This is a genomic window from Tautonia sociabilis (genome assembly GCF_003977685.1).
GTDB lineage: Bacteria > Planctomycetota > Planctomycetia > Isosphaerales > Isosphaeraceae > Tautonia > Tautonia sociabilis.
Genome location: NZ_RYZH01000020.1, coordinates 38,598 through 55,149, shown reverse-complemented (window position 1 = coordinate 55,149; position 16,552 = coordinate 38,598). Strand labels below are relative to the sequence as shown.

13 protein-coding genes are annotated in these 16,552 nt (G+C 69.7%); 7 read left to right on the top strand and 6 right to left on the bottom strand.

Translation table 11 applies throughout. The features are described from left to right. Positions 1 to 61: 61 nt before the first annotated feature. Positions 62 to 1,198, bottom strand: coding sequence for a glycosyltransferase family protein (locus tag TsocGM_RS11840; RefSeq protein ID WP_126725579.1), 1,137 nt, complete (start codon positions 1,196 to 1,198; stop codon positions 62 to 64). Positions 1,199 to 1,415: 217 nt separating this feature from the next. Between TsocGM_RS11840 and TsocGM_RS11835 the strand changes: the two genes are divergently transcribed. Next, entirely contained in the window at positions 1,416 to 2,918 is a 1,503-nt protein-coding gene (locus TsocGM_RS11835; protein WP_199756766.1) for a sulfatase family protein, read from the top strand. A gap of 60 nt (positions 2,919 to 2,978) precedes the next feature. On the opposite strand, the gene TsocGM_RS11830 is transcribed toward TsocGM_RS11835, so the two are convergent. Next, positions 2,979 to 3,506 carry an MgtC/SapB family protein gene (locus TsocGM_RS11830; RefSeq protein WP_126725623.1) on the bottom strand — a complete coding sequence of 176 codons (528 nt, stop codon included), beginning with the start codon at positions 3,504 to 3,506 and terminating at the stop codon, positions 2,979 to 2,981. Positions 3,507 to 3,738: 232 nt separating this feature from the next. Between TsocGM_RS11830 and TsocGM_RS11825 the strand changes: the two genes are divergently transcribed. After that, the gene (locus TsocGM_RS11825; RefSeq protein ID WP_126725578.1) at positions 3,739 to 4,023 is read left to right on the top strand and encodes an HPr family phosphocarrier protein; all 285 of its coding nucleotides are present in this window, start codon (positions 3,739 to 3,741) and stop codon (positions 4,021 to 4,023) included. Between the two features lie 32 nt (positions 4,024 to 4,055). Here the strand turns inward: TsocGM_RS11825 and cnbZ are convergent, their stop codons facing one another. From cnbZ to TsocGM_RS11805, 4 genes are all read right to left on the bottom strand, one after another. Next, the gene (cnbZ, locus tag TsocGM_RS11820) at positions 4,056 to 4,808 is read right to left on the bottom strand and encodes a 2-amino-5-chloromuconate deaminase CnbZ (protein WP_126725577.1); all 753 of its coding nucleotides are present in this window, start codon (positions 4,806 to 4,808) and stop codon (positions 4,056 to 4,058) included. A gap of 186 nt (positions 4,809 to 4,994) precedes the next feature. Next, entirely contained in the window at positions 4,995 to 5,999 is a 1,005-nt protein-coding gene (locus TsocGM_RS11815) for a YihY/virulence factor BrkB family protein (RefSeq protein ID WP_233578773.1), read from the bottom strand. Positions 6,000 to 6,084: 85 nt separating this feature from the next. After that, complete coding sequence (locus TsocGM_RS11810; RefSeq protein WP_158633511.1) at positions 6,085 to 6,855, bottom strand: HpcH/HpaI aldolase family protein; 771 nt, start codon at positions 6,853 to 6,855, stop codon at positions 6,085 to 6,087. Between the two features lie 173 nt (positions 6,856 to 7,028). Continuing rightward, positions 7,029 to 9,167 (bottom strand): DUF1501 domain-containing protein, encoded by a 2,139-nt coding sequence (locus TsocGM_RS11805; protein WP_126725574.1) that lies wholly within the window; start codon positions 9,165 to 9,167, stop codon positions 7,029 to 7,031. Positions 9,168 to 9,952: 785 nt separating this feature from the next. Between TsocGM_RS11805 and TsocGM_RS11800 the strand changes: the two genes are divergently transcribed. The 5 genes from TsocGM_RS11800 to TsocGM_RS11780 are packed head-to-tail and all read left to right on the top strand — an operon-like array spanning position 9,953 to position 16,452. Next, positions 9,953 to 11,569, top strand: coding sequence for a WGR domain-containing protein (locus TsocGM_RS11800; RefSeq protein WP_126725573.1), 1,617 nt, complete (start codon positions 9,953 to 9,955; stop codon positions 11,567 to 11,569). Next, positions 11,454 to 12,176 (top strand): macro domain-containing protein, encoded by a 723-nt coding sequence (locus tag TsocGM_RS27025; RefSeq protein WP_233578788.1) that lies wholly within the window; start codon positions 11,454 to 11,456, stop codon positions 12,174 to 12,176. The genes TsocGM_RS11800 and TsocGM_RS27025 overlap by 116 nt, the downstream gene beginning before the upstream one ends. Positions 12,177 to 12,214: 38 nt before the next feature. After that, positions 12,215 to 13,198, top strand: a complete 984-nt coding sequence (locus TsocGM_RS11790; protein WP_126725571.1) for a HEAT repeat domain-containing protein — start codon at positions 12,215 to 12,217, stop codon at positions 13,196 to 13,198. 36 nt (positions 13,199 to 13,234) lie between these two features. Then, positions 13,235 to 14,749, top strand: coding sequence for a hypothetical protein (locus tag TsocGM_RS11785; RefSeq protein ID WP_126725570.1), 1,515 nt, complete (start codon positions 13,235 to 13,237; stop codon positions 14,747 to 14,749). Next, a complete protein-coding gene (locus tag TsocGM_RS11780; protein ID WP_126725569.1) occupies positions 14,746 to 16,452 on the top strand; it encodes an SWIM zinc finger family protein in 1,707 nt (568 codons plus the stop codon). Before TsocGM_RS11785 ends, TsocGM_RS11780 begins: the two co-directional genes overlap by 4 nt. Positions 16,453 to 16,552: the final 100 nt, after the last annotated feature.

Genomic DNA, 16,552 nt, shown 5'->3' with positions numbered 1-16,552 from the left:
CTTGTCCCTCCCGATCGGCCATCGGCCGTCTCGTCTCCGGAGAGGGATGATCCCGAGGCGATCAGAAAAGCGGCCGCCCTCCCTCCGGCTGGCCTCGGCAGATCGCGGCCAGGTGGGTGGCGACCCGAGAGGCCCCGTCGGCGGGGAAGGGCGGAGGACCGGGTTCGAGGGCGAAGGCGCGGTCGAGCAGCCGCTCAATTCGGAGGCGGTCGAAGGCTCGCCGCGACGCGGGGACCCCGCCTCCCCAGCTTTTCAGGGCCAAGGCCAGCGCGCGATACTCGGCGAAGCCGGTCCGGGGGGGGTGGATCATCGGCGTCCCCGCGACGATCGCCTCGCAGACCGTCCCATAGCCGGCCTTGGCCACGACCACGTCGGCCGAGGCGGCCAGGTCGGCCCCGGTCCATTCCGAGGCGGGTACGACGTGCAGGTTGGGGACCGGCCCGGCGGAGGCCGGCGCTTCATGGAAGCCGACGAAGTGAATGCCCAGGGCGCCGAGGCGGGCGATCCTGCCCCACTCGTAATCGTCCTGCCCGTATCGCCCCAGGTACATGTAAACGATCCGGTCCCTCTCGGAGAGGCCGAGCCCGGCCCGGAGCTCTCCCCTCCGGTCGCGCCCGGGGGTGACGACCATGCCGACGTCGACGATCGGAGCGAGCCCGGCCATGCTCAGGTGGGGGGCGCAGCGGAAGATGGCCGTTGCGTGGCGATAGCAGCGGTGCAGCTCTCGGACGAACGTCGGCCAGTCGCCGCCCATCTTCTTCGCGTGCGGGTGGTAAATGTCGGCCCAGGTGAAGTTGCCCAGCAGAAACCCCGGAACACCGGCGCGGCGAGCGGCGACGAGCGGGACCGGCGTGGCATCGCAGAGCACCGCCGCGACGGCGCCGGATCGGAGTTCGTCCGTGTACTCGTCGATCCGACCCATCGCCTCGGCGTGGACGCGGGCCGCCCGCTCGAGCGAGGCCGGGCCGTCGGTGTCGGCGCTGTTGCCGGGAGGGTTCACGGCGCCGGCGTCGGAAACGTGGGGGAGCAGCTCGGCCGGGCGCCGGAGCCGCTCCCGCCAGTGGTCGAAGAGGTCCGGCGCGCTGCGGATGATCAGCGGGACATCCTCCGGGAGCCGGTTGAGCACCGCCACCGTCCGGTTCAGGTGCCCGAACCCGTGACTCGTCACATAAGCGGCCAGCGCCCGAGTCGCTCCCATCCTTGCCCCCTGCTCGCGTCGCTCTCGATGGGGGCCTTCGCCCCCGGCCTCCGGATCCGGAGGGGCGAGCATACGGCAGGCCGGCCACCGGGCTCAAGGCCGCTCGGCTCGGCACGCTCGTCATCCGGCGGCGGCCGCGGCGGCGGTGGGCGCGGGTGGCATCGCTCGCCATCGGCCGGTACAAGGGGGGCGGCCCCCAATCGAGGAGAACCGAATCATGATCGCGCGCTCCTTCATGTTTGCCGCCCTGGCGATCGCCTTCCCTGTCCCCGCCCTCGCCGGGGACGAATCCCAGGGGCCGCCAAACGTTCTGCTCATCCTCGCCGACGACCTCGGCTACGGCGACCCCCGCTGTTACAACCCCGACTCCAAGGTGCCAACGCCGGCCCTCGACCGCCTCGCCTCCCAGGGCATGCGGTTCACCGATGCCCACTCCCCCTCCAGCGTCTGCACCCCGACCCGATACGGCCTGCTCACCGGCCGATACTGCTGGCGGACTCGGTTGAAGTCGGGAGTGCTGCTTGGCGACAGCCCGGCGCTCATCGAGCCGGATCGGCTGACGCTCCCGGCCCTGCTCCAGAGGCAGGGCTTCGACACGATGGGGGTCGGCAAGTGGCACCTCGGCCTCGGCGACTCGGCCGAGACCGACTACTCCCTCCCGCTCGTACCCGGCCCAACCACTGTCGGGTTCGACCACTACTTCGGCATCCCCGCCTCGCTCGACATGCCCCCTTACGTGTTCATCCGGGATGATCGCCCCGTCGTTCCCCCGAGCGAGGAGATCGGCGCCAGCGCCCACCGCCGACAGGGCGGCGGCGGCTTCTGGCGAGCGGGAGCGATCGCCCCGGGCTTCCGACACATCGACGTCCTTCCCGAGCTGGAGCGCGAGGCCATCGCCTTTCTCGACGATCGCGGCGAGGCCGGGGCCGATCGGCCGTTCTTCCTCTACGTGCCCCTCTCCGCCCCCCACACTCCCTGGCTTCCAACCGACGCCTACCTCGGCCGTAGTGGCGCCGGCTTCTACGGCGACTTCGCCGCGATGGTGGACGCGACCATCGGCCGCATCCTCGAGGCTCTCGATCGCTCTGGCCTCGCCGACCGAACCCTCGTCATCGTGACCAGCGACAACGGCGCCCACTGGCCCGAGAGCGACATCTCCCGCTTTGGCCACCGCGCCAATGGTCCCTGGCGCGGCCAGAAGGCCGACATCCACGAGGGGGGCCATCGCGTCCCCTTCCTCGTCCGATGGCCTGGCGTCGTCTCCCCGGGTTCGAGCTGCGAGCAGACGGTCTGCCTCACCGACGTCATGGCCACGGTCGCCGCCGTCGTTGGCGCCGAGCTGCCGGACGACTCCGCCGAGGACTCCTTCGACCTCGCTCCGCTCCTCCGGGGCGAATCGCCTGCCGTCCCCATTCGCCCGGCCACGGTCCACCATGCGATGCGAGGGATGTTCGCCGTCCGGGTCGGCGACTGGAAGCTGATCGAGGGGCTCGGCTCCGGCGGCTTCACCGCCCCGGGATCGATCGACCCGACGACCCTCGGCCCCGGCGCACCGATGGGACAGCTCTACAATCTCTCGGAGGACCCGGACGAGTCGGAGAACCTCTGGAACGACCGGCCGGACGTCGTCTCCCGCCTGGGAGCCGTGCTCGACGAGATCCGGTCATCCGGCCGCAGCCGACCCGACGCCGAGGCGACGTCGGCTCAATCCGGCCCGTGAACCGAGCAGCGACTCCTCGCCTGCACCCCGACCGCCCCCGCCGGCTCCTCCGACCCGGGGTCAGGGCCGAGGGGAGTCGTTGGAGTTCTCCCCGCTGTCTCCTCGCTTGCGTTCGATCTTCGACTCGACCCGCATCAGAGGAGAAAGGATCGTCAGCGCGAGGACCGCGATCAGGGCGGCGGTCGCCGGCCTGCCCAGGCCCACGGCCATGCCGATCGCCGCGGTCAGCCAGATGCCGGCCGCCGTGGTCAGGCCCTTGGCCTGGAGCCGGCCTCCTTCCCGGAAGATCACCCCGGCGCCGAGGAAGCCGACCCCCGTGAGCAGCCCCTGGACCACCCGGCTCAGGTCGCTGAGCGGCATGCCCAGCTGCTCCGGGACCGAGACGAACCCGGCCGCCCCGAGGGCGACCAACATGTAGGTTCGCAGCCCGGCCGGCCGCCTCCGAATCGTCCGTTCGACCCCCAGCAGCCCTCCCAGGACCGCCGCCAGCGCGAGCCTGACGGCGATCCGGACCAGACCGGCGAACTCCCGGAACTCCGCCAGGTCGTTCCCGAGTGCGTCCCGGAGGAATTGCCCCAGCTCGTCCATCGCTCCCCCCCTTGCCGGCCGCTCGGGCGTGATCGTCTCCACCCCAGGGGGCCTCCTCCCGCGATCTCGATCTCGAAGGCTTCGCGGCGACGGCGGCCCCCCGGAGGATCGTTGGCCGCCCCTGGCTCCTCGGATGGGGGGTAGAATGCGTTGGGAGGAGGCCGTCCGATCCCCGACGGGCCGCCACGCGAAACTCCCTTCCCGAGGATGGGGGTCAATGATGGATGAAGGAATGACCCGAACGCGACGCCTGACGATCGTCAATGCCTACGGGCTGCACATGAGGCCCGCCACCAAGTTCGTCTCGCTGGCCAGATCGTTCCAGTCGGACATCCGGGTGGAGTACCAGGGCTCCTGGGTCGACGGCAAGAGCCTGCTGGACATGACCTGCCTGGCGGCCGAGTGCGGCTCGACGATCGTGGTGGAGGCCAAGGGACCCGATGCCGAGGAAGCCCTCGACGCCCTGGCCGACCTCGTGGCGGCCGGGTTCCACATGACCGAGGAAGACTATCATTGAGCATTGAGGAGCCCTTCCCTGCCGGAGGAAGGTCACTCGATCCGGATCTCCGCCCGGACTCCCCGGACATCCATCTCGTATTCGATCTCCTCGATCGGCGGTCGGCTGTAGGACCACCGGACCCCGTGCCCGGCCGCCGGACCGATCCGGCCCAGGATCTCGGTCGGCAACAGGGCGACGATCGGATGGATGGTGTAGATGTCGACGGCGGTCACGCGATCCCAGGAGCATCCCAGCCCCCGGATCCGGGCCTCCATCAGGTCCATGACGAATCTCGCCTTCTCGGCGATCGCCGAGGGGTCCGTCTCTCCCCGGCGGATGATCGCTCCGGCCTCCAGCACGCCCTCGGGCAATTCCCCGGCCCCGGCGACGACGAAGGTCGCCGGCCCCGGCCCGGCCGGCCTCGCGTATGAGAAGCCGTGGAGCGAGGGCACCTCGGGAGGGGCGACCTCGGGAGCGACGTTGGTCCTCGCCACCGGATTCACCCCGTCAACGAAGACGCCCCAGTCCCGGAGGATCTCGGCGTAGGAGGCGTTGAACTCGGCGAATCCCTCGAAGCTGAACGGGCGAGGAGAGCGCAGCTCGACCCCGCAGAGCGCCGACACCGGGCGCCCCTCCGCCCCCAGGTACTCCCGGATCTTCTCGAAGCCGAGGCGATCGGGCACGGGCCGTTCGAGAGTCACGTGGGCGATCTCGAACCCGGGTGCGGAGACGACGCCGCGCGAGTACGGGGAGATGCCCGGGAGGAAGCGATATCCTCCCGTCGGATGGTCGATCAGGGCCACGAATCCGGCTCCGGGAGCGAGTCACTGGCTCAGGATCGGGGGGATCGCGGTCGTCGCCCGGGGCGATCCCCGCCGATCCCCGACCGCCGCCCCCATCGGCGGCGATCGGACCGATCGGGGCATTGTAGCCGAGCGGACCGCGCGAAGAGGACCGTCGGGCGACGGGCCGACGGCAAGGCGAGGCGATCAACGCCTGACCCGCTCCCGATCCTCGGGCTCCGGGGCGAGCTCGGGGGGGATCGCCTCGTAGTCCGGGGGCGAGGTGGGATCCACCTTCTGGCCAGTCTTCTTGCCGACGGGAGAGGCGTCCTCAATCACCCGGTTCACCTGGGCCGAGAAGAGCAGGACCAGGGCCGAGATCCAGAACCAGAACATCAGCACCATCACGCCGCCGAGCGCGCCGTAGGTCTGGTTGTAGTTGGCGAAGTTCTGGACGTACACGCGGAAGCCAAGGGTCGCCCCGATGAAGACGAGGGTGCCCAGCAGGCTTCCCGGCGTGATCCACTCCCATCGCGTCTCGGCGTCGGGGGCGAAATAGTAGGTCATCGCGAAGCTGATGAGGAGCATCAGGAAAATCAGCAGCCACCGCACGCCAGAGGCCAGGTACGCCGGACCCGTCCCGAGGCCCACCGCCGCGATGATCTGCGGCCAGGCGACGATCGAGACCAGCGCGCCGATTAGGACCGTCGCCTGGACCAGGGTCAGCCCGATCGCCTGGAGCCGAAGCCGCCAGAAGGGCCGGGACTCCGAGACGCCGTGGACCGCGTTCAGGGCGTCCATGATCTCCAGGAACAGGGTCGATGACAGCCAGATCGTCACCAGCAGGCCGAACGAGAGCAGGTCGAGCCGCCCCTCGTCCTGAATGCGCTCGATCTGCCCCTTGATGAGGGTGACCGCCTCCCTCGGGAAGGTCTGCTCCAGCGTCCGCTCCAGTTCCACGACGGCCTGGTTTCCGAGGTCGGCCCCCGCGCCCACGGTGGCCTCGCTGATGTCCGGCAACGCCTTGACGGCGATGGTCAGCATCAAGGCCAAAAACGGGACCAGCGCCAGCATCGCGTAGAAGGCCACCGCCGCGGCCCGGCTCATGAGCGAGTGCTGTTTCGCCCGGCACCAGGTCCGTCGCGCCAGCTGGATCGGCGTGAGGCCTCCCAGATTGAAGGCGGATTGCAACCGAATCGGCGGGAACGCCACCTCTCCCTCCTCTCTCCTGCCCATCGAATCGAAAGAGAGAAGGCCTCGATGCAATTCCCGCGCCGATGACCACGGCCTCGAATCGTCAGCCGCCTCGCAGCGTCCCGAACGCGGCGGTCATCGCCGCTCCGAGCATCGCCCCGTCGTTCGAGAAGACGACGAAGCGCGACCCCTGGCGGATCGTCCGCAGCGCCCGCTCCGGCTCGGCGAACCAGCACCCGGCCGGGATGTGGGACCGATCGCCGATGTCGATGATCCGCCGCAGCGCGGCGATCAGGTCGGGGTGGTCGTACTCGTTGGGGATCCCCATGCTCGTTGTCAGGTCGTTCGGGCCGACGAACAGGGCGTGCACGCCGGGGATCGCGCAGATCGCTTCCAGGTTCTCCACCGCCGCGACCGACTCGATCATCGGTACGAACACGGTGTTGGCGCAGCGCTGCTCGGTGACGTACCGGCGAGTCGCCTCGCTCGGCCACTCCCCCTGGGCGATCAGCCGATCGAGCGCCTTCCCCTTGAGCGGCCGGTAGACGGCCGCGGCGGCCAGCCTTCTCGCCTCGTCGAGATCCTCGACGTAGGGGACGACGACCCCGTCGAAAGTATCGCAGACCTTCGACACGTCGTCGGGGTCCCGGCTGTGCGTCCGGGCCAGGCAGGCGATTCCCTTCGAGGCGAGGGCATAGCGGATCGGCAGGAACTCGGCCAGGTCCAGCGCCGTGTGTTCGGGCGTGACGATCACGAAGTCGAGTGCCCCCTCCGGCAGGGAGTCGACCATGGCCGGGTTGGTGGCGTGCTGGAAGAACGTCCCGAAGACGGTTTCCCCGCGGATCATCTTATCCTTGAGCGCCTTGCCGTTCATCGGTCGCTGCTCCTCCGGTTGGGGCGGCGGGCGTCGGGCCGGGTCGGCGGGTCGATCGCCCTCGGGCCGCGTCCCCTCGGGGAGCGATCCCCGACGGGTCGAACGGCCGATGGCAGGGTATCGGGACCGCCCGAGGTTTTGAACCATCGAGTCCCGGTGATGGCCGCTTCCGATCAGAGGGTGTTCTCGTTTCGGGGGCGAGCGCGGAAGGAGAGTGAGACTTCGCTCACGAGCAGGCCGGCGGGGCCGAGGCCCGAATCGTGCCCGAGGTTGATCGGGGCGCCGGAGGAGTTCTCCAGAATGATCGCGACGCCCAGGCCCTGGCCGATCGGGAAATTGACGTTGCCCTGGGTCGAGCCGAGAAAGCGTTGAAGGGTGACGGGGCGGGGCGCTCCCGGCTCGGGCCGGAAGGAGAGCGAAGCCAGCTCCTGGATCGACCGGGGATCCTTCGAGGCATCGGCGAAGCGGAAGAGGACCAGCCGGCAGGAGAGGAGGGCGAGGAGGTCGGCCTCGGGCTCGCCCTGGTCGCCGCTGAGCATGGCGGCCGACACGGAGAAGGTGTACTCGCCTCCCCGGGCGGATCGGATCTCCTGGGCGAGCATCGCCCGGGAACCGGCGGGGATCGTCCCGCCGGGGGCAAGACCGAGCAGTGCGCCCCTTCGCTCGCCGCCGAGGACGCGGACGACCAGACCGTGGTCCTCGGCCTCGCTGTTGAGGGGCCAGCCGCGCCAGCCCTTCTCTCGGGTGGGCGGAGCGACGGCGATGGGAGGCCGACCGGAGGAGAAGTCGGTGTCGAGCAGCAGGCTGTCGTCGAAGGGTGGGACGAAGGCCACGTCGCCGCCGGGCTCGCAGCGATCGGCCGTGGCCGGGCCGTCGCCGAGAATCGCCGCGATCGGCTCGCCTCGGGTGATCGGCTGGGGACGGCCGAGCTTGTCGGGGAAGGTGCCGAGGTGGTCGATCCCGAGCAGGTGGAAGATCGTGGCCGTCAGGTCGTGGGGCCGAATCGGGTCGCTGGCCGGCAGCGCGCCGTCGCGGTCGCTGGCGCCGAAGACCTGGCCGCCGGAGATCCCGGCCCCGGCCATCACGAAGCTGAAGACGTTGCCCCAGTGGTCCCGGCCGCCCTGGCTGTTGATCTTCGGCGTCCGGCCGAACTCTCCGATGGCGACCACGAGCGTCTCGTCGAGCAGCCCTCGCGATTCCAGGTCGTCGAGCAGGGCGGTGAAGGTCACATCGAACTGCGGGCAGAGCACGTCCTGGAGCCGGTCGGCGTTCTGGGCGTGGGTGTCCCACATCGGATTGTCCACGGCGGAGTCGCCCGGCTCCCGGGTCCAGTTGACGTGGACGAGGCGGACACCGGCTTCGATCAGACGGCGGGCGAGCAAAACGGTCTGGCCCCAGGAGTAGCGGCCGTAACGGTCGCGGACGGCGTCGGGCTCCCGAGACAGGTCGAAGGCGGCTCGGGCCTTGCCGGAGGAAACCAGGTCATAGGCGTCCTTCGCGTTGCGGTCCCAGCCGTCGAGCACTCCGCTGCGCTCGACCACCTTCAGGTGGCCGTCAAGCTGTCCGAGCAGCGCCCGGCGGCGGTCGACTCGCAGGCGAGGCAGGTCGGTGGGCAGGTCGAGCCCCTCGATGCGGTAGTCGGGTGCGGCGGGGTCGCCAACGAACCGCTCGGGCTCCCAGGCGCGGCCGAGGAAGCCGGCGGTCTGGCCGGCGGGAGTGACGCTGTCGTTGAGACGCATGAGGTCCGGGATCCAGACCGTCGACAGCGCCGGCAGCTCCTCGCTGGGCCGGAGCATCTTCACGATCGAGCCGAAGTACGGCCAGTCGCTCGGCTTGATCTGCCGGGCGCTGCCGGGGCCGTAGGGATAGCCGGTGAGGACCCAGTAGCCGCTGACGTCGTGGTTCGGGTCGTCCGTGGCGATCGAGCGGACCACGGCCAGTCGGTCGGCCCTTCGGGCGGTTCGGGGCAGCAGCTCGCTGAAGTGGATGCCGGGGATGTTGGTGGCGATCGGCTGGAAGGGACCTCGGATCTCGAGGGGGGCGTCGGGCTTGGGGTCGAACGTCTCGTGCTGGGGAGGCCCGCCCTGCAACCACAGGTAGATGACGTTCTTCGCCCGGCCGAAGGTCGCACCGTCCAGGCCCCTGGCCAGCGGCGAAGCGGCCGCCCGGACCGAGCCAGCGCCCGAGCCGGTGCCGGCTCGAAGCAGGTCGTCAAGGCCGAGACCGAGGACGCTCAGGCCGCCGACGCGGAGCCATTCGCGACGGCTCAGTCCGTCGCAGAGCCGGTTCGGCCGGTCGTCGAGTCCGAACATGAGCCGCCTCCCGCACGTCGCCGCATACCCTTCGCCACGGTCCGTTCAGCGTATCGATCGCATTCTCAGGGTGCAATTCGGTCCTCGGCGTGATCACGTCGCCGGGATCTGGAATTCAAGCACCAGCCGGGAGTGATCCTTCCCGGACAAGGCGACGGGAGCCTCGGCAGCCGGGAGGGAGGACGAAGCGTCGGATCCCGGAGGGAGGGCGGCGCGATGACCATTCCACCGACAACCGGTCCGGACTCGGATGACCCGCTGGCGAAGGGCGAGCGGTTGCACGACGGTGGAGAGTGAGCGCCCTGCCTCCCTCTCTGCAAGCCGGTCATTCCGCGCCAGCCCAGCGCCTCGACGATGATCGGCCCTGGCCGGAGCCCGAGCCGTGTCCCCGTGCGTCGCCGCCCTTTCAGACGCTGAGGCCCAACCGGCCCGGCGCTGCCCCCGGCTCCCGGCTTCGGGTCGTCTCCGTCGCAGGGAAGGCCGGCGGCCTGTGCCGAATCCGCCTGGAAGAACTGCCCGGCGATCGCCTCGTAAGCTAGAGTCCCCGGGGATCCCCTCGGCGAAAATCGACTTGGGCAGGTGGTTGCGGTCGGGTACCGCTCGGCCCATCATCGGGCGATTTCCCCGGGGCGAGGGCCGCTCCGCGATCGACGGTGTTGATCCCGGGCAACGTCGCCGCCGCGATTCCCGGATCCCACCTCTTGAACTGAACGATTGTACACAATATCGTTCCCAGCGAGGCGAGGGGACGGGTTGGAGTTCTCCCCCAACACGAGGGCATCACCGTGCCGAAGGTGAAGGCCTGGACCAACGGCGAGGCGGGCGAGCCGACGTTCGCCGAGGAGTTCGAGGTCGTCCGGAAGGCGGTCCTCCAGGTCACGGATATCAAGACCAAACGCAACAAGTACTACGCCATCGAGCTGCACTCGGCTGGAGACGGGGAGCACCGCTTCCGCGTCTTTACCCACTACGGCCGGACCGACGATCTGGAGACCAATCCCGACGCTGGCCAGAAGGAGTGCCGCTACTTCCAGACGCTCGCCGAGGCCGAGGGCTGCTACCAGCAGATTTACCGGCAGAAGACCTCCTCCTCGAAGGGCTACCGCGAGGTGGCCCTTGCCTCCAGCAAGACTGGCTCGCAGCGAGCCCGGGGCACGGGGGCCGGTGAGATCGACGCGAAGACCCTGGAGCGGATCGCCCAGGCCAACGCTGCCAACGGCAAGCCCGCCACTCCCTCCAAGAGCACGCTGCATCCCGGCGTCCGAAACCTCGTCCGCTACATTTACGACGAGGCCAAAGGGGCCCTCACGAACACCGTTGCCGCCAAGATCACCGCCCACGGCATCGAGACGCCGCTGGGGGTCCTCACCCTCGGCCAGATCGAGAAAGGGGAGGCGATCCTCCAGGAGCTCTACGACCTCTTCAACAAGAAGCGAGCGAAGGATCGCGAGGGGCGCATGCTGCGGCTCTCCGGCGATTTCTACTCGGCCATCCCCCACCGCATCGGCCGCTCCCGATCGGCCGTCGAAGCGGCGGTGATCAACTCGCTGGAGGCGTTCGAGCAGAAGCAGCAAACCCTCCAGCTCATGAAGGACATGCTCCAGGTCAACGGCGAGGGGGGCGATATCCTCTTCAGTGAGCAGGTGGACCGCGAGTATGAGGCGCTCGGCTCCCGGGTCGAGTGGCTCGACCCGGGCGAGTCCGAGTTCAAGGAGATGGCTGACTACGTCATCCGCAGTCAGATCAAATCAAAGTCAATCAAGGTCAAGAACATCTTCCGGGTCCGTCGGGACGCCGAGTGGGAGCGATTCGCCGCCGCGGTGGGCAACGAGCGGCTTCTCTTCCACGGCTCCCGGATCTCGACCTGGGTGGGCATCCTCTCCCGAGGGATCCTGCTGCCGAAGATCGTCGTCAGCATGGGAGTGCACCGCACCGACGCCGGCTGGCTCGGCCACGGCATCTACTTCGGCGACGCCGCTTGCACCAGTTGCTTCTACACGACCCCCGGCCGGAAGAAGACCCGGCTGATGGCGATCGCCCGGGTCGCGCTCGGCAAGATGAAGGACTACACCAAGATCACCTACGGCCTGACCGCCCCCCCCCGAGGGCTTCGACAGCTGCCACGGTGTCCGCAAGAAGTTTGGCCGGCCGTCCGAGTTCGCCGACGACGAATACGTCATCTACACCCCCGACCAGCAGCGCCTGGAATACCTCGTCGAGTTCACGGGGTAACCCGACCGATTCAATCGCCCCGAGCGGGAGCGAGGGAGGGAGGCACCGATGGACATCCGCGTCGTGCTCGTGGACGTCAACCCGAAGGTGGTGGCCGCCTGGCGGGCCACCTTCGAGGAAAACGCGGAGGTGGAGATCGTCCCGGGCTCGATGCTCGACCAGCGCGTTGACGCCTGGGTCACTCCCACCAACGCCCGGGCGAGTATGGACGGCGGCCTCGACGCCGTCATCAAGCGCCACTTCGGCCCGGCGATCGAGAAGCGGGTGCAGGCCGAGGTCAAGCGACTGCACGGCGGCCTCCTGCCCGTCGGCAAGGCCACCTGCGTGCCGACCGGATCGGCCCGCCCCTCGTTTCTGATCTCCACCCCCACCATGTTCGGCTCGTCCGAGAACGTCGGAGCCACCCTCAACGTCGCCGCCGCCTGCGCTGCCGCCTTCCAGGCCGTGCACATGCGGAACGACCTCGAGCCCGGCAGCATCGGCTCGGTCGCGCTGCCGGGCCTCGGGGCGCAGACCGGTCGCGTGCCGGTGGAGATCTGTGCCGACCTGATGTGGACCGGCTACAACCTCTTTCGCCGCCGCGTCCTCTTCGCCGACTTCGCCGAGATGCGCGCCGCCCTGGAGGAGGAGATCGGCCCCATCGCCACCTTCGCCGGCAGGGGGAAGCCCAACCCCAAGCCCGCCAAGACACCGTCCCCTCCGCCGTCGGCCCCGGCCTCCTCGCCGAAGCCCGGCCCGTCGGCGATCCCGGCAACCGACGATTTTGACGACTTCTGACCCGACTCGGACGATTCCCGGAGCGGAGCATCGCGGCGATGATCCCGGAACCGGTGCGGCTGTCCAACCCGAGCGGGCCCGACCGCGTGGCCGTCGTTTCGGCCGCTGAGGCCTGGGGGACGCTGGGGGCGTATCACGTCCTCGTCGCCCGAGGCCCCCGCGCCGGGAAGCTCGGCAAGGGGACCGCCCTCGGCCCCTTCGCCGAAGTCGAGTTGGCCTCCCGGTTCGCCGAGGTGGTCGATTCACTCCGCCTGGAGGGGTTCTCCACCGCCGGCCGATCCACCCTGATCGACACGTTGCTCGACGCCAACCCCGCCGTCCGGGCCCGGGCCGCCGCCCGACTCGGCTGGCGTCGCGACCGGGAGGCGGTCGGCCCGCTGATCGCCGCGCTCTCCTCTGCCGAGGGAGACGCCTGCTCCCTGCTCGACGCCCTCGGCGCCATCGGGGACCCCGTCGCCATCCCCGCCGTCCGCCCCTTCGCCGCCCGCAAGCTCCTCTCCCGTCGCCGATCGGCCGTCGAGGCCCTCCGGAACCTCGGCGATGCTGAAGGCCTCGCCGAGCACGCCGCCCGGGTCCGAGAATCGCTCCCGGAGCCGGTTCGCCTCGCCCTCGACTCCGTTCCCCCCGACGACGACCGCGAGCAGACCGCCGGAGCGATCGCGGCCGCCGTCTCGTCGGTCGATGAGCGGCTCCGGGGCCTCACGCTCGACTCGCTGTTCGAGCTGGGTTCGCCGGCCTCGGTCGCCGCCGTTCGCGCCCTGCTCCCGGACTTGCCGTTCGATCGGCCCTATCTCTGGCGATACATCAAGAGTATCTACAAACGTTCGATGCTCCGCCACGACCCGATCACCTTCGGCCTCCTGAGCCACGCCATCGAGGCGAACGGACGCAAGACGAAGGGAACGGCCGCGTCGGTCAAGTCGGGCCTCGACGGCACCATCCGCCATTCTCCCATCTTCCGGAGGCCGACCCAGCTCTACCTCCGCCGCCTCTCCTGGCGCTATTTGAAGGCCCTCGCCTGATACCGTCCCGAGTGCTACACCGCGTCGGCCGCCGAGGTGCTGGCCTCCTACGGCCCCGAGGATGCCCGGGAGCCCTCCGGCCTCTATGGCGCCCTGGCCGAGTGCGTTCTCCTGCACCGCATCCTCCACGGCCAGAGCGACCGCCTCGTGCTCAACCCCTCCCGGCCCGCCTTTCGATGGCGAGACGCCGCCGCCGTCTCGGAGCCCCCCGACCGCCGAGAGGAGGCGTTCCCCAACCTCTGGGACGCCGATCCCCACGCCTATCTCCGGCTCCTCGCCGCCGCCCGGCTCCCCGAGGTCCACGCGTTCGCGCTCCGGGCCGTTGAACAGCGTCACGCGGCGATCCTTGCCGGGGCGACGCTTCCCGAGCTGAAGGCGATGCTCCGCTCTCCGTTCGAGTCGTCCGTCCGGCTCTCCCTCGATGAATTGCGCCGGCGGTTCGACCCACAGCGGCCGGATCTGCCGCTCGTCGATCTTCTGCTCGACGATCCCCGCCCCGAGGTCCGCGACCTCGGTCGCGACTGGCTCCGCGACTCGGCCGGCTTCTGGACCCTCGACCAGAAATGGATCGTTTTGTTCCTCACCTCCGGCGACCCCGAGACCTCGCTCCTCGCCGCCGACCTGGCCGCCGATCGCCTCCGACACTCCCCCGAGATGCGCCGAGAGCTCGCCCTCCGCCTTCTTGAGCTGCTCCGGGAACCGGAGGCCCAGCCCGGCTCCCACAACGCCTACGCCCGCATCGCCCGAGAGCGTCTGCTCGACGAGCTCGATGCACTGCTCGACCTCGACGCCCTCGTCCACCTCATTCTCACCGGCCCCCCGCCGGCCCAGGTGCTCGGCGGCGAGTTGCTGGCAAGACGGCCGGAAGCCATCGATACGATCGGCCTGGAGGGGCTCGCCCAGCTCGCCGGCCACGAGATCGCCGCCGTCCGGAGAGCGACGCACGCCTTGCTGCGACAATCCGTCGACCGCTTCCGATCGGACCCCGGGCCGCTCCTGCTGCTGGTCGAGAGCGACTGGGCCGACACCCGACAGCTCGCCTTCGACCTGCTCCGCACCGGGCTCGGCCCCGACGTGCTCGGGACCGAAGGGCTGATGGCGCTGCTCGACTCGAACCGGGTCGACGTGCAGGACGAGGCCCGGGACCTCGTTCTCGACCAGTTCGATCGCTTCAACCCCGCCGAGCTCATCGCGCGGCTGGCCGAGCATCCGCACCCGAACATGAGACGCTTCGCGGTCGATCTTGCCGTCGATCACCTCCCCGACGGCGCCGAGGTGCTTGTCCGCCTCTCCTGGTTCTTCCGGGCCGCGGTGCTCGACCTGCGTTCCGAGCGTCCGGTGAAGCGTCACGTCATCGACCTGCTCCGGGATCGAGGCCGTCACGACCACTTCCAGGCCGCCGCCGCCGTCGAGCTGCTCGGCGAGTTCGCGCGGTCGGGCACCCGGGACGATGCCGACCGCGCGATGCTGGCGATCGTCTCGATCCTGCTCGAGCACCCCGACGTGCCGTCTCCGGTGTCCCTGGCCCGGCCGGCCGGAGGTGTCGCGTGATCGCCTCCCACCGCTATGCCGGCCGCAGCGGCATCGCCAACGGGCTCTCCTCGGCCCGGGTCGCCTTCGCCACCGACACGTTCCGAGAAGCGACCTTCTTCCGGGGCGTCATCGGCCGCCCGGTCCTGTTCCGGGAGGCGATGGCGGCGCTCTACCAGGTGGTCGTCAGCGACTTCAAGTACCGCCCCAAGGACCGGCTCGAATTCCGGGCCTGGCTCGAGGAGCAGGACCGATCGTTCCTTGCCAGCCTCGGACTCAGGCGGAAGGAGATCGTTGCCCGTGTCGAGCGGCTGAAAGCCCGCCGCGCCGAGCTCGACCGCGCCCGGCTCGACCGCCTGAAGCCGTTCCATAAGGCTCGCATGGCCTACATTGATTACGTCTACACGAGCTGGTTCGAGCGTCAGTACATTCTCGACCCGGTCGTCACCGTCCACCCGGACGAAGTCTCCTTCGAGGCCTTCTCCCGGGACGAGAGCACCTATGCCCGCGTCGCCGCCGCTCACGAAACGTTTGACCGCGTTGACGAGTTCTCCTGCGGCACCACGAACATCGACTTCAGCATTCGGCTGCACGGGGAACTGGAGCGCATCCGATCGTACCGGCAGACCCGCCTGGAGATCGGCCCCTCGGGCCTTGCCGTGGCCGCCGAGGGAGAGGACGAGCACGTCGAGAAGAAGATCGAGCTGCTCGACTCCTGGCTCGACGGCTTCCTTCAGGTCCACAGCGCGATGTCCCTGGGCCTGACCCGCGTCCGGATGGCGCCGATCGACCTGTTCAACGTCTGTCGGGCCGTATCGAGACGACGAGCGAAGCACGCTCCCCGAGCCCTTCGCATTGAGCTGGACCCCGGCCGTCCGGCCCGGGTGGTGCTCGAACCCTGGGAGCAGACCATCGAGCTCTCGCCGGCTTCGATCTTCGAGGGCCCGAAGCCGATCGTCGTCCGCACCTGGGGGCGCGACCGGCTGCGGCTCCTCTCCCGGCTGATCCCGGCCTGCCGGTCGGTCGAGGTTTACCTTGCCGGCCTGGGACTGCCGAGCATCTACGTTCTGGACCTCGGGCCGATCCGCGTCACCCTGGCCCTCAGCGGCTGGACCGACAACGACTGGACCTCCGGCGGCTCGAAATTCCACCTGCTCGCCCGCCGGCTGGAGGTCACACCCGACGAGCTCGGGCGGATCTACGAGGCCCTTCGATCGCTCCGGCTTGCCACCGACGTCGACCTCGCCCAGCGAGCCGGGCTCGGTGTCGAGACGACCCGAAGCGCCCTCTCGTTTCTCTGCCAGGTCGGGAGGGCGATGTACGACCTTGGCGGGGGCGTCTATCGGCATCGCGAGCTGTTCCTTGAACCGTTCTCGCCGGCCGACGCGGCCTCGCTCGTTTCGAAGGCTCCCGCGCCCGACGAGGCGTCGGAGGAGAAGGCCGGGGCGATCGTCGCCCAGGGCGGCATCCGCATCATCCCCCGGCGGCCGGTCGCCACCGGCTACAAGATCAGCGGCAGCGCCTCCTCCTCGCCCGACGGCGGCGGACGAGTCCGCCCGCTGCTGCACGTCGACCACGAGGGCCGGATCGTCGAAGGCTCCTGCACCTGCCGGGCCTTCGCGAAGCACGGCATGACCAACGGCCCGTGCGAACACCTGCTGGCGCTCCGCCTGGCCCACATGGGGCGACTCGGGCAGGAAGACCAACCGCCAAACGTATCCTGATACGAGGAGGTGCCATCGTCCGGAGGGAGGCAGCGGTCCCATTAGCCAATCGTGCGGCGATACGCCGCGCAGGTCACCGTGCCCGTCATTCGTCACGCGC